General features: G+C 64.6%; 14 protein-coding genes. 9 read left to right on the top strand and 5 right to left on the bottom strand.

The window, feature by feature from the left end; all coding sequences use genetic code 11:
* The first annotated feature begins 40 nt into the window (after positions 1-40).
* The 3 genes from V1479_RS19930 to V1479_RS19920 are packed head-to-tail and all read left to right on the top strand — an operon-like array spanning position 41 to position 3,485.
* Positions 41-988: an ABC transporter permease gene (locus V1479_RS19930; protein WP_173192035.1), complete on the top strand. Its 948-nt coding sequence runs from the start codon at positions 41-43 to the stop codon at positions 986-988.
* The gene (locus V1479_RS19925; protein ID WP_368804477.1) at positions 985-1,857 is read left to right on the top strand and encodes an ABC transporter permease; all 873 of its coding nucleotides are present in this window, start codon (positions 985-987) and stop codon (positions 1,855-1,857) included. The genes V1479_RS19930 and V1479_RS19925 overlap by 4 nt, the downstream gene beginning before the upstream one ends.
* Complete coding sequence (locus tag V1479_RS19920; protein WP_368804476.1) at positions 1,854-3,485, top strand: ABC transporter ATP-binding protein; 1,632 nt, start codon at positions 1,854-1,856, stop codon at positions 3,483-3,485. The genes V1479_RS19925 and V1479_RS19920 overlap by 4 nt, the downstream gene beginning before the upstream one ends.
* On the opposite strand, the gene V1479_RS19915 is transcribed toward V1479_RS19920, so the two are convergent.
* The gene (locus tag V1479_RS19915; RefSeq protein WP_368804475.1) at positions 3,482-3,913 is read right to left on the bottom strand and encodes a tellurite resistance TerB family protein; all 432 of its coding nucleotides are present in this window, start codon (positions 3,911-3,913) and stop codon (positions 3,482-3,484) included. The genes V1479_RS19920 and V1479_RS19915 overlap by 4 nt on opposite strands.
* 104 nt (positions 3,914-4,017) lie before the next feature.
* Here V1479_RS19915 and V1479_RS19910 point away from each other — a divergent pair, with 104 nt between their 5' ends.
* The 4 genes from V1479_RS19910 to V1479_RS19895 all read left to right on the top strand — a co-directional run bounded on the left by V1479_RS19910 (position 4,018) and on the right by V1479_RS19895 (position 6,579).
* On the top strand, positions 4,018-4,773 hold the full coding sequence (locus tag V1479_RS19910; RefSeq protein ID WP_368804474.1) for a TSUP family transporter: 756 nt from the start codon (positions 4,018-4,020) through the stop codon (positions 4,771-4,773).
* 45 nt (positions 4,774-4,818) lie between these two features.
* Positions 4,819-5,670: a helix-turn-helix domain-containing protein gene (locus tag V1479_RS19905; RefSeq protein WP_368804473.1), complete on the top strand. Its 852-nt coding sequence runs from the start codon at positions 4,819-4,821 to the stop codon at positions 5,668-5,670.
* Between the two features lie 85 nt (positions 5,671-5,755).
* A complete protein-coding gene (locus V1479_RS19900) occupies positions 5,756-6,181 on the top strand; it encodes a VOC family protein (RefSeq protein ID WP_368804472.1) in 426 nt (141 codons plus the stop codon).
* Entirely contained in the window at positions 6,178-6,579 is a 402-nt protein-coding gene (locus V1479_RS19895) for a cupin domain-containing protein (RefSeq protein WP_368804471.1), read from the top strand. The genes V1479_RS19900 and V1479_RS19895 overlap by 4 nt, the downstream gene beginning before the upstream one ends.
* Positions 6,580-6,581: 2 nt before the next feature.
* Here V1479_RS19895 and V1479_RS19890 read toward each other — a convergent pair whose 3' ends face one another.
* Positions 6,582-8,063, bottom strand: a complete 1,482-nt coding sequence (locus tag V1479_RS19890) for a cobyric acid synthase (RefSeq protein ID WP_368804470.1) — start codon at positions 8,061-8,063, stop codon at positions 6,582-6,584.
* A 117-nt stretch (positions 8,064-8,180) separates the two neighbouring features.
* Here V1479_RS19890 and V1479_RS19885 point away from each other — a divergent pair, with 117 nt between their 5' ends.
* Entirely contained in the window at positions 8,181-9,356 is a 1,176-nt protein-coding gene (locus tag V1479_RS19885) for an isobutyryl-CoA dehydrogenase (protein WP_368804469.1), read from the top strand.
* A gap of 28 nt (positions 9,357-9,384) precedes the next feature.
* Positions 9,385-10,269, top strand: coding sequence for a 3-hydroxyisobutyrate dehydrogenase (mmsB, locus tag V1479_RS19880; protein ID WP_368804468.1), 885 nt, complete (start codon positions 9,385-9,387; stop codon positions 10,267-10,269).
* A gap of 264 nt (positions 10,270-10,533) precedes the next feature.
* Here the strand turns inward: mmsB and V1479_RS19875 are convergent, their stop codons facing one another.
* The 3 genes from V1479_RS19875 to V1479_RS19865 all read right to left on the bottom strand — a co-directional run bounded on the left by V1479_RS19875 (position 10,534) and on the right by V1479_RS19865 (position 12,779).
* Complete coding sequence (locus tag V1479_RS19875) at positions 10,534-10,890, bottom strand: hypothetical protein (RefSeq protein WP_173192054.1); 357 nt, start codon at positions 10,888-10,890, stop codon at positions 10,534-10,536.
* An 89-nt stretch (positions 10,891-10,979) separates the two neighbouring features.
* Positions 10,980-11,387, bottom strand: a complete 408-nt coding sequence (locus V1479_RS19870) for a carboxymuconolactone decarboxylase family protein (protein ID WP_368804467.1) — start codon at positions 11,385-11,387, stop codon at positions 10,980-10,982.
* A 15-nt stretch (positions 11,388-11,402) separates the two neighbouring features.
* Positions 11,403-12,779 (bottom strand): aspartate aminotransferase family protein, encoded by a 1,377-nt coding sequence (locus V1479_RS19865; protein WP_368804466.1) that lies wholly within the window; start codon positions 12,777-12,779, stop codon positions 11,403-11,405.
* Between the last annotated feature and the right edge of the window lie 105 nt (positions 12,780-12,884).

Below are 12,884 nucleotides of genomic sequence, written 5' to 3'. Positions count from 1 at the left end.
GCCTGGGGAGGCATCATTTTTCAGGAACGATCCGCCCTTCATGACCGCCTTTCTCGCCAAACGCATCGGCATCGGCCTCCTGACGCTGATGGTTGCTTCGGCAGTCGTTTTCGGCGTGTTGGAAATTCTGCCCGGCGACCCGGCGCAGCTCATGCTCGGCATGAATGCGACCCCTGAAGCGCTTGCGAACCTGCGCGAGCAGATGGGGCTCAACCAGCCGGTTCTGCTGCGCTATTTCACATGGGTCGGCGGCATGCTGGTGGGCGATTTCGGCCGATCTTTCACCTATTCCTCGCCGGTCATCGACCTGATCGCCGAACGCGTGGTCGTCTCGCTTCCGCTGGCGATCATATCGCTCATCCTGTCGACAGCGATCGCCATTCCGGTCGGCATATTCTCGGCGGCCCGACGCGGCAAGGCCGCGGACACCGTCTCGATGGGCGCAGCACAGATCGGCGTCGCGATCCCCAATTTCTGGTTTGCGCTGCTGCTGATCTACGTCTTCGCGGTGTGGCTGAGGCTGGTGCCCTCCGGCGGCTTTCCGGGGTGGAGCGCCGGCATCTGGCCGGGCATCAAGGCGCTTCTCCTGCCGGCCGTAGCGCTTGCCCTTCCGCAGGCCGCGATCCTTGCCCGCGTGACCCGCTCCGCCATGCTCGAAGTGCTCGGCGAGGACTATATCCGCACCGCGCGCGCCAAGGGCATGCCGCGCCGTACCGTGTTGTGGCGCCATGCGCTCCGCAACGCGATGATACCGGTGTTGACGATCCTCGGCCTGCAATTCGCGTTCCTGCTCGCCGGCACCATCATCATCGAGAACGTCTTCTACCTGCCGGGGCTCGGCCGGCTCGTCTTCCAGGCGATCACGCAGCGCGACCTGATCGTGGTTGAGGGCGTCGTCATGCTGCTCGTGGCGAGCGTCGTCGTCGTCAACATCGTCGTCGACATCCTCTATGCCGTCGTCGATCCGCGACTGAGGATAGCGGCATGAGCGTGCAGCCACTCTCCGCCGAACCGACCGGCTGGCGCGCACTGGTCCGCATGGCCTTTGCCAATCGTTCCTTCCTGGTCGGCTTCATCATCACGGCACTGATCGCCGCGATGGCGCTCCTCTCGTTTTTATGGACGCCTTACGACGTTACCCATCTTGTGGTCGCCGACCGGATGAAGGGCCTCTCGGCCGAGCATCCCTTCGGCACTGACCATTTCGGCCGCGACATCCTTTCGATGATCATGGTCGGCTCGCGCAATTCAATCGCCGTCGCCCTTGTGGCCGTCGGCATCGGCATGGGCATCGGCGTCCCGCTCGGCTGCTGGGCCGCGGCACGCGGCGGGTGGATCGACGAGGCGCTGATGCGCTTCAACGACGTGGTGTTCGCCTTCCCGGCCCTGCTTTCGGCGGTGATGATCACGGCGATCTTCGGCCCCGGGGCAATCAACGCCATCATCGCCATCGGCATCTTCAACGTGCCCGTCTTTGCGCGCGTCGCACGGGCCGGCGCGCTGTCGCTGTGGCCACGCGAATATGTTCTGGCGGCACGCGCGGCGGGCAAGGGCAAGGCGCTCATCACCATCGAGCACATCCTGCCCAACATTGCGTCGATCCTGCTGGTGCAGGGCACCATCCAGTTCGCGCTGGGTATTCTTGCCGAAGCCGGCCTCTCCTATCTCGGCCTTGGCGCGCAGCCACCGATGCCTTCGTGGGGCCGCATGCTGTTCGACGCGCAGACGCGCATGATGGTCGCGCCGCATCTGGCGATCTTCCCTGGCCTTGCCATCGTCATCACCGTTCTGGGCCTCAACCTCCTGGGCGACGGCCTGCGCGACATGCTCGACCCGAAATTGAGACGCCAGCGATGAGCCTGCTCGAAATCGAGAACCTGCGGCTCGAGATCGGCGATACGCCGATCCTCAAGGATATCGACCTGACCATCGAACAGGGCGAGGTGATGGGGCTGGTTGGCGAATCGGGCTCCGGCAAGTCGATGACGGCACTGACCGTCATGCAGCTCCTGCCGGAAGCGGCACGGGCGCAAGGGCGCGTTACCTTCGACGGGATCGACATCCTGTCCGCCCCCGAAGCCGCGATGAACAAGCTCCGCGGCGACGATATCGGCATGGTTTTCCAGGAACCGATGACCGCGCTGAACCCGGTGAAGACCATCGGCGAGCAGGTGGCCGAGGGTATTCGCTGGCACACTGGCGCCAACCGCGCCGATGCCGAGCAGACCGCGCGCCAGATCCTAGACCGAGTGGGCCTGCCGGAAGCGAAGTTCCCGCTCGCGCGCTATCCGCATGAGCTTTCCGGCGGCCAACGCCAGCGCGTGGTGATCGCGATTGCCTGCGCTTTGAAGCCCAAGCTGCTGATCGCCGACGAGCCGACGACCGCACTCGACGTGGTGCTGCAGAAGCAGATACTCGAACTGCTGCGCGACCTCGTCGACGAGCGGAAGATGGGCCTGCTGCTGATCTCCCACGACCTCGCGGTCGTCGCCGACATGGCCGACCGCATCACCATCATGCGCCACGGCGAGGTCATGGAGGACGGCGAGACCGCCCGCACGCTTTCGGAGCAGGTGCATCCTTACACGCGTCAGCTCGCGCAGGCATCCATGCACGTGCCCGCGCGCAAACGGCATGCAACGGCTGCTGCGACAGCAGACGCTCCGCCTCTCCTCTCCGTCGAGAACGTCGTCCGCGACTATCCGGGGCGGCGCACCTCGCTTTTGCGCAAGCCGGCACCATTCCGCGCCGTGGACGGCGTCTCGTTCTCCTTGCGCGCAGGTCAGTCGGTGGCGCTGGTGGGGCGGTCCGGCTGCGGCAAGTCCACCCTGGCGCGCATGGTTCTGGCGCTGGATCGGCCAACCGACGGCGCGATCCGTCTCGATGGCGCGGAAGTCAGCGCGCTTGGCGAAGACGCGCTGAAGCCGCACCGGCGAAAGATGCAGGTCGTCTTCCAGGACCCCTACGGCTCCTTCAACCCGCGCCACAAGGTCGAGCGGCTGGTGGGCGAGCCGCTGCATCTGCTGGAAAAGAAGCCATCCGCCGCCGAGCGGCGCGAAATGGTGGCCGACGCGCTGCATGAGGTAGGCCTGCAGCCGCGCGACATGGACAAATATCCGCACGAATTTTCGGGCGGCCAGCGCCAGCGGATCTCGATTGCCCGCGCGATCATCACCCGTCCCCAGCTGGTGGTGGCCGACGAGCCTGTGTCCGCACTCGATGTCTCAATCCGGGCGCAGGTTCTCGATCTATTCGCCGATCTCAACGACAGGCTGGGCGTCGCCTACCTCTTCATCACCCACGACCTCACCGTCGCGCGCGCCATCACCGACGAGGTGATGGTTATGCACGACGGACGTATCGTGGAGGAAGGCAAGACCGGCCAGGTGCTGGACAATCCGCAGTCCGATGCGGCCAAGGCGCTGGTTGCCGCGGCACCCGACCTTCACCGGGCACTACGCAGGCGGCTGGCCGAACAGGGTTAGGCCCCGCCCGGCACCACTTCGTGCGGGTCGAGCCTCAAGACCTCAAGCGTGCGGGCCAGAAGTCGTACTTCCTGCTGGTTCAGTTCGTCGTCGGCCTTGGCGATTTCGGCGAGGTGGCGGGCCAGTTCGACACGGCGTTCATGCGGATACCCCCGGAAGATGGCAAGCGCCTGCGCGGTGGTCGTCTCGTAGCCGTAGTCCTGCAGATAGCGCATCACCTTGCCGAAGCTTTCCGCGTCGATGCCGAACGCGTCGGCGCAAATCCGGCGCAGGGTTTCGAGCTCGGCTTCGTCCACCTCGCCATCGGCGAGCACCATGCGAAAAAGAAGCAGTATCTCGGCCGAAAGCGCCGGATCGTCGGCGACCTTGCGCACGACGGGATCGCCCTCGAAAAACTCCCTGATCCTCGAAAACATCTCCAGCGCCATACGATCGACTCTCCGGTTTCCCTAGCGTCTGCGAAGCTAGCGCGAAATCGCGCTTGCGGATAGCGCGCGGCCGTGCTGGAAGCGCGCGTAATCTGGAATTGCGCATGTTCTCCGACCTCGCTCTCGAAATCGTCCTGCTGCTTGCCGCGGCCGCGTTCCTTGCCGGCTTCGTGGATTCGATCGCCGGCGGCGGCGGACTCATCACCGTACCGGTTCTGCTGCTGGCCGGTTTCTCGCCGGTCGAGGCACTGGGCACAAACAAGCTGCAGGGTCTCTTCGGCACCGCCTCGGCGACAATCTCCTATGCCTCCAAAGGCCACGTTGATTTGAGGAAGCAGGCGCCTTCGGCACTGCTGGCCTTCGTCGGCTCGGTCGTCGGCGCAGCCCTCGCGACCATCCTGCCTGGAGAGTGGTTGCGTGCCGCCCTGCCCGTGATGCTGGTAGCAATCGCACTCTATTTCGCCTTCAAGCCGAACATGGACGATGTCGATCGTGCCGAGCGCGTCGGGCCATTCCTGTTCGGCGTGACGATCCCGCCGCTGCTCGGCTTCTATGACGGGTTGTTCGGTCCGGGCACAGGCTCGTTCCTGATGCTGGCCTTCGTGGGTCTTGCCGGCTACGGCGTGCTGAAGGCCACCGCACACACCAAGCTACTCAACTTCGCCTCCAATGTCGGCGGCTTCGCCTTCTTTGCGGTCGCCGGGGTCGTTTCCTGGAAAATCGGCCTGATGATGGGTCTCTGCCAGTTCCTTGGCGCCAGGCTCGGCGCCGCACTGGCGATGAAGAAAGGCGCGCGTCTCATCAAGCCGCTGCTGGTCGTGACCTGTGTCGCGCTCGCCGTCAGGCTCCTGATGGATTGATCGGCAACGCTTTCTGACAAGCATTCATTACGCTATCCTGCGGTTATGGGACCCGACGCCGATCTTGCAGCAATTGCGATGCGTCCCGGCGCGACAGTCCTGTCAACGCCGGAATTCACGCTCGTCAAGGTACCTCCTGTCGAAGAGCTGCGCGGGTTGGTGGTGGAGATCGGCCTTTATCGGGAGCTGTCCGGCGCGCCAATGCCACAACTGGAAACGGCATCGCTGGTCGTGCCGCTGCTGATCGGCTTCGCCGAGCCGTTCGAGATCGCGCTGGGCCGGAGGCCAGGTATTGATGATGGCTACCAGAGCTTCACGTCCGGCCTTTGTTTGCAGCCCGTCAACATAATGTCGGCGGGGCGATGCTCTTGTGTACAGATCTCCTTCACGCCGCTTGGTGCCCGACGGTTCTTCGGCCTGCCGATGCACGAACTCACCAGCCGGATGGTGACGCTTGGCGAACTCGGCGACCGCAGCGTCGATCGGCTGCGCCAGCAGCTTGGTGAAGAGGCGAGCTGGGATCGCCGGCTCGTCATCGCCGAGCGTTTTGCGATCGATCGGCTGCGCAACGGCCAAGAGCTGTCACGCGGTACGGCTTGGGCCTATGACCGTATCCTGGCGACCAACGGCCGAGCGAAAGTGGCGCGGCTGGCAGCTGAACTCGATTGGAGCCGCAAACATCTCGCCGCGCGCTTCCATGACGAAGTGGGGTTGCCGCCGAAGGCCGTGGCACGCGTTGCCCGCTTCATGCGGGCGCAGTCGCTGGCAAGGGCGCGGACGGAAGGCGGGTGGGCCGACATCGCCGCCGGCTGCGGCTACGCCGACCAGGCGCATCTGGCACGCGACTTCCGCGAATTCGCCGGCACCACGCCCTCCGCATGGCTGGCCGGCACCTGACAGTCCGCAGGTAACATTCCTTCAAGCCGAAGGAACCCGCATCGGGCATTCTCCTTGTCATTGAGACACGTCGAAGGAGATTCCGATGACCACCTATACCGCCATCGAGCCACCGCGCATTTACCCGACTTTCCGTTTCCGCGATGCGGCGGCCATGATCGACTGGCTGCGCGACGCGTTCGGCTTCACCGTGAAAGCCCGCTACGAGGACGACAAGGGTGTCGTCGGCCACGCAGAACTGGCGCTCGGATCGTCGATCATCATGTGCGGCCAGGCGCAGGAAGACGAATACGGCACCATTGTCGGCCAGCCCGGCGATCAGGGCGGCAAGTCGCTCTACATCGCCGTCGACGACGTGGACGCCCTGTTCGAGCAGGTGCGCAAGGCAGGTGCTGCCATCGAGCAGGGCCTGACCGACCGCGATTACGGGAGCCGCGAATTCATCTGCCGGGATCCCGAAGGCAATGTCTGGTGCTTCGGCACCTACTGGCCGAAGGCTCATGAAGGATGACGCCTCGCGCGCCCATCGTGCTGCCGGCCGGCGAAGGTCGAAGCTACGCCATGCCGGGCATGAAGGCTGTCTTCAAGGCCGACGGGGATGAGACCGCGAACGCCTACTGCGTCTCGGAGTGGTGGCTCGAGCCGGGCGCCGATGGACCGGGAGCCCACATGCACGAGGGGAACGACGAGATCTTCGTGGTTCTTTCAGGCACGGTTTCAGTCCTCGTCGGCGAGGAGTGGGTCACCGCGTCCGAGGGTACGACCATCGTCGTTCCGGCTGGCGTGACGCATGATTTCCGCAACACGACCGGCCAGCGGACCGGCGTGCTCAATGTCTTCATTCCAGGCGGTTTCGAACAGCGCATGCCGGAAATCCTGGCGTGGTATGCGGAAAATCCGGCAGGCTGACCTCAACGCGCGGCGGCAAACAGAGCATCCACGTCTAGATGGCGTTCGAGGTGATCGGCGATGGCATCGAGCGCATTCTCGATGCCGGCGCGATAGTCGGTGCCACCGCCGCGCACGCCCAGTTCCTCCAGGAATTTCGCGCGGAAACGGTCGGCCGAAAAGATGCCGTGCAGATATGTGCCCCACACCCGCCCGTTGGGCGAGACCGCCCCATCCGGCGCGCCGTCGATCGTCACCGCCGGTCGCAACGTGTCCGGACCGGTGCTGCGGCCGAGATGGATTTCATAGCCCGCCACATCCTCATCGAAGATCACCGAGCGCGCCGAAACGTTGCGCACGATCTTTTCAGGTTCCAGCACGGTTTCGATGTCGAGCAGGCCCAGACCTTCAGCCCCGCCGCCGCCCTCGATCCCATGCGGGTCGCGCACGACCCTGCCAAGCATCTGGTATCCGCCGCACAGACCGACGATGCGCCCGCCACGCCGCTGATGAGCGGCAAGGTCCTTGTCCCAGCCGTTCTCGCGCAGCATGGCAAGATCGGCGATGGTCGACTTCGATCCGGGAATGACAACGAGCGCCGCATCGCTCGGCAAGGGGCTGCCGGGCGGCACGAAGACCACCTCGACCTCTTCTTCGGCTCTGAGCGGATCGAGATCGTCGAAATTGGCGATGCGCGACAGCATCGGCACCACGACCTTGCAGGCCGGCCCCCTGCCTCTGACGGCCCGCTCCAGAACGACGGAATCCTCCGACGGCAGAAGTGCTGCCTCGCGCAGCCACGGCACCACGCCGAAACAGCGCCAACCGGTAAAACGTTCGATAGCGGCGAGCCCGTCGTCGAACAGCGTCACGTCGCCGCGAAACTTGTTGATGAGGTAGCCGACGATCATCCGCCGATCCTCTTCCGGCAGGATCAGATGCGTGCCGGCGACCGCCGCGATCACCCCGCCGCGGTCGATGTCGCCGACGAGCGCCACCGGCACGTCGGCGCGCGTGGCGAAGCCCATATTTGCGATGTCGCGCGGGCGCAGGTTGATTTCAGCAGGCGACCCGGCTCCCTCGACGACGACGAGGTCCGCCCCCTCGCCCAGCCGCTCCCACGATTGCATCACCGCATCCATCAGCGATGCCTTGAGCGCCTGGTAGTCGCGCGCCTTCGCCTCGCCGCGCATCCGACCATGAACGATCACCTGCGCGCCGATGTCGGTCTGCGGCTTGAGCAGGACCGGGTTCATGTCGACGCTGGCGGGTACCCCGCAGGCAAGGGCCTGAAGCCACTGCGCGCGGCCGATCTCGCCGCCGCCTGCCTCGCCCGGCAGGTCGGCGACCGCTGCGTTGTTGGACATGTTCTGCGGCTTGAACGGACGCACTGAAAGCCCGCGATTGCGTGCGGCCCGGCACAGCCCCGCGACCAGCACCGTCTTGCCGACATCCGAACCCGTGCCCTGAAGCATGATCGCGCGGGCCTTGCTGGCAGTCGACATTTCGCACGCTCCGTTGTCGCATCCACGCACAGCGTCTTTGCGGACCGACACGTTGCGCGGCTTCCCCAATGGTCTAAATTGCCTTCCAAGTCCACCGGACGCGCAAGGGAGGAACATATGGACGCCGCAGCCGACGCCACCACGGGCCAGTTCGAGCTGAACGCCGACCAGCGCGCGATTCAGGAAATGACGGCCGGCTTCGCAGCCGAGCAGGTCGCACCCTACGCGCTCGACTGGGATCGGGAGCGCTTCTTCCCCTCCAAAGTGATCCGCGAAACCGGCGCACTCGGCTTTGGCGGCATCTATATCCGGGAGGATGTCGGCGGTTCCGGCCTCGGCCGGCTTGACGCGGTTCTGATCTTCGAGGCGCTTGCGGCCGCCTGCCCCGGCTTCTCCTCGATGATCTCGATTCACAACATGGCGGCCTGGATGGTCGACATGTTCGGCTCCGACGAGCAGCGCCAGCGCCTGCTGCCCAAGATGACCTCGCTGGAATGGCTGGCAAGCTACTGCCTCACCGAACCCGGTTCCGGCTCGGACGCCGCCGCACTGCGCACGAAGGCTACGCGCTCCGGCGGAAACGGCAGCGACTATGTGCTCAACGGCGCCAAGCAGTTCATTTCCGGCGCCGGCGATTCCGATGTCTACGTGGTGATGGCGCGCACGGGCGAGGACGGGCCGAAGGGTATCTCCACACTGGTGGTGCCAAAGGATGCGCCCGGCCTTTCCTTTGGCCCCAGCGAAAGCAAGATGGGCTGGCACATGCAGCCCACCCGTCAGGTGATCTTCGAGGATTGCAAGGTGCCGGCTGAAAACCTGCTGTCTGGCGAAGGCGCTGGTTTCCGGATCGCGATGGCCGGCCTCGACGGCGGTCGCCTCAACATCGCCGCCTGCTCGCTGGGCGGCGCGCAGGCAGCAACCGACAAGGCGCTGGCCTATGCCGCCGAACGTCAGGCGTTCGGCCAGTCGATCGACCGGTTCCAGGCGCTGCAGTTCAAGCTGGCCGACATGGAAACCGATCTGCAGGCCTCGCGCATGCTGCTATACGCGGCGGCTTCCAAGCTGGACCGCAAGGCACACGACGCGGGGAAATGGTCGGCGATGGCCAAGCGTTTCGTCACCGACGCCTGCTTCGACATCGCCAACGAGGCGCTGCAGATCCACGGTGGCTACGGCTACCTGCACGAATATGGCGTCGAGAAGCTGGTGCGCGACCTCAGGGTGCACCAGATCCTCGAAGGTACCAACGAAATCATGCGCGTCATCATTGCGCGGCACATGATCGGACGCTGAAGACTTAATTTTTCGGGAGGAACAGGCGATGACGACAATCGCATTCATCGGGCTCGGCAACATGGGCAACCCCATGGCCGCCAATCTGGTCAAGGCCGGACACCAGGTGCGCGGCTTCGACCTCGTCGCCGACAATCTGACGACGGCCGCAGCAAACGGCGTGACCATCAGCGACAGCGCCACGGCAGCGGTCGACGGCGCTGAGGTCGTCGTGACCATGCTGCCGGCCGGCAAGCACGTGCTGGCGGTCTATGGCGAAATCGTCGCGGCAGCGGGCAAGGGTACGTTGTTCATCGATTCTTCTACTATCGACGTCGATTCGGCGCGCAAGGCGCATGCGATCGCGAGCGAAGCGGGTATGCTCTCCATCGACGCGCCGGTTTCGGGCGGCGTCGGCGGCGCGGAAGCCGGCACCCTGACCTTCATGGCCGGCGGATCCAAGGAAGCCTTTGCCAAGGGCGAGCCGATCCTGCAGCCGATGGCGGGCAAGGTCGTCCACTGCGGCGACGCGGGCGCGGGCCAGGCAGCGAAGATCTGCAACAACATGATCCTCGGCATCTCGATGATAGGCGTCGGCGAGGCCTTCGTGCTGGCCGAAAAGCTCGGCCTGTCGCATCAGGCTTTGTTCGACGTTGCGTCGACCTCCTCGGGCCAGTGCTGGTCGCTGACGACCTACTGCCCCGTGCCCGGCCCGGTGCCCACGTCGCCCGCCAACCGCGACTACAAGCCCGGTTTCGCCGCAGCGTTGATGCTGAAGGACCTGAAGCTCGCGCAGGAGGCTGCGCAATCCACCGGGGCCGTCACACCGCTCGGCGCGGAGGCCGCACAGCTTTACGCGCTGTTCGATGCCATGGGCCATGGCGGCACCGACTTTTCAGGAATCGTGAAGTTCCTTCGCGGCGACGTAGCGTAACCGCCATCCGCGAGAAACTTGCGGGGCGCGTTCAAAAAAACGCCTGATTCAGATTTGCTTAAGGTCTCGATAACCCGGCGGTAACGATGTCTGTGTAGAACAGACAACGAGGCGGTCATCGCAGCCGCCCCACGCTCCGGATCAGGTATCGCGTACCGGAGCTGTCAGTTTCGCTAGTATCGAGTCCGCGAAGCGCCATGCGTATGTTTGGCAAGACCGCGTTTCTCCCCGCCTGGAGAGCGCGGTTTTTGCTGTGCGTGGCCTCTAGCCACGCTTGAGCCGATTGTAGTTGGCCCTGACGCGCTTGCCCGACGGCTTTAGCGCGGCATGAACGGCGCGTTCCATCGCCACGCCATTGAGCAGCGACGGCGTACGGCCCGAAGCAAGCTCCATCCAGAAGTTCGACGCGGACCAGAACAGCGACATCTGGGCCGCGACCGCGCCTTCAATGACAGCGGCAGCCTTTTCGGTGGTGGCGCGCACTGTCTCCACACGCCAGGGATTTGCATCCTGCGCTTCCATGGCAAGCAGCGGTGTGCGCATTGCCGCCACGGCCGGAGCCAGCATCAGGCTGCCGGCAAGCGCACCCGCAGCCCGTTTAGATTTACGTGATCTCGCCATCTGATGCCCCGCATCGAAGAGGACTCTCTTCGCTGGCACCGATGTGTACTCTCACCACATGCACCGCGATAGCCCCTTGCCGAGATTACTCAGCGGGGCTCGAATTGCTGATCGACCGGCGGCCGCAGTCCGTTGGCGAGCCGGTTGGTCTCGTTCGCCATCCCGACCACGGCCATGAGTTCCATGAGCTGCGCATCCGTCATGCCCTTGGCGCGGGCAGACGCGGTGTGGGAATAGGTGCAGTATTCGCATCCGTTGGTGGCGGAGACGGCCACGTAGATCATCTCCTTCACCAGCGGATCGAGCGCGCCCGGCGCCATGACCGCCTTGATATCCTCCCATGTGCGCTTGAGAAGCGCGGGATCGTGCGCCAGCACCTTCCAGAAATTGTTGATCCAGTCGGTGCCCCGCGTGCGCATGATGTCGTCATAGACGTCGCGCACTGCGGGCGGCGCGGCGTCGTATTCGACGAGCGGGACAAGAGGTTTGGCGGTCATGGCAAAGTCCTTCCGCTATTTTCGAAGATCCGCTTCGGCAAGATCAAGCGCCTTGGCGATCCGGTCCGCCGCCATGTCGATCGTCGACCTGGTCCAGATCAGCGGCGGCGAAAGGATCATCGTATCACCCGTGGCCCGCAACATCATGCCGTTGGCGATCGCATGATCGCGAACGACGACGGCTGCCGCTCCATCGCCGGGGAAGCGCTCGCGCGTCTCCTTGTCCTTGACGATCTCGATCGCGCCCATCAGGCCGATCGTGCGCACCTCGCCCACGATGCCGTGGCCCGCCAGGCGTTCCATCAGCGACTTGCGGAAATAGGGTCCGGTGTCATCCCTCACCCGCTCGATAAGGCCTTCCTTCTCGATGATTTCGAGATTGGCGAGCGCAACCGCGCAGGCAACCGGATGCCCGGAATAGGTATAGCCGTGATAGAACTCGCCGCCCTTCTCGATGACCGTCGATGCGATGCGGTCGCCGACCAGCAGCGCCGACAGCGGCTGATAGCCTGAGGTGAGCGCCTTGGCCGTGGTGATCGTGTCGGGCTCGATGCCCATCGACTGGGCGGCGAACCACGCGCCGGTCCTGCCGTAGCCGGTGATCACTTCGTCGAGCATCAGCAGCACATCGTATTTGCGGCAGATGCGCTGGATTTCAGGCCAGTAGCTCGCCGGCGGAATCTTGACGCCACCTGCCCCCATGACAGGCTCACCGATAAAGGCGGCGACGTTTTGCGGCCCCGCCTCAAGGATAGCATCCTCGACCGAACGTGCGGCCCTGACGCCAAAATCATGCTCGCTTTCGCCTGGCAGGGAGAGCTCGAAAGCATACGGCGCCATGGCGTGTACGATGCCCGGCACCGGCGCGCCGAGCTGGCTGTGCATGGCCGCCATGCCGCCGAGCGACGCGCCGGCAACCGTCGAGCCGTGATAGGCGCTTCTGCGCGAGACTATGATGGTCTTTTCCGGCTTGCCCTCCAGCGCCCAGTAGTGGCGGACCAGCCGCAAGGCGGTGTCGTTGGATTCGGAGCCGGACGAGCCGTAGAAGACCTGTTTGACGCCCGCAGGCGCGATCTCCGCGAGCTTGCGCGACAGAAGCACGGGCGTCGGGGTCGAGCAGCGGAAGAACGAGTTGTAGTAGGGCAGCTCCTTCATCTGCGCATAGGCGGCCTCTGCCAGTTCGTGCCGGCCATAGCCGACGTTCACGCACCACAGGCCGGCCATGCCGTCAAGGAGCTCATTGCCCTCGCTGTCGTAGATGAACGGCCCGTCAGCGCGCGTGATGATGCGTGTGCCGGCGGCACGCAGATCCTTGTGGTCGGTAAAGGGATGGAGATGATGCGCGCCATCGATCTCCTGAAGCTGCTTCAGGGAAAAATTCTGATAGGTCATGGGTTTGGAAGCTCCGTTTGACTCGATCCGGCAACCGGTGCCGGGGCGATTTCAGACGGAACATGGCGGCGAATAGCCTATCCGGGCGCACAGGCGCAGCAGTTC

Source organism: Neoaquamicrobium sediminum (assembly GCF_040970315.1).
GTDB lineage: Bacteria > Pseudomonadota > Alphaproteobacteria > Rhizobiales > Rhizobiaceae > Aerobium > Aerobium sediminum.
The sequence above is the reverse complement of the archived record's forward strand: the minus strand, read 5'-3'. Positions and strand labels throughout refer to the sequence as shown.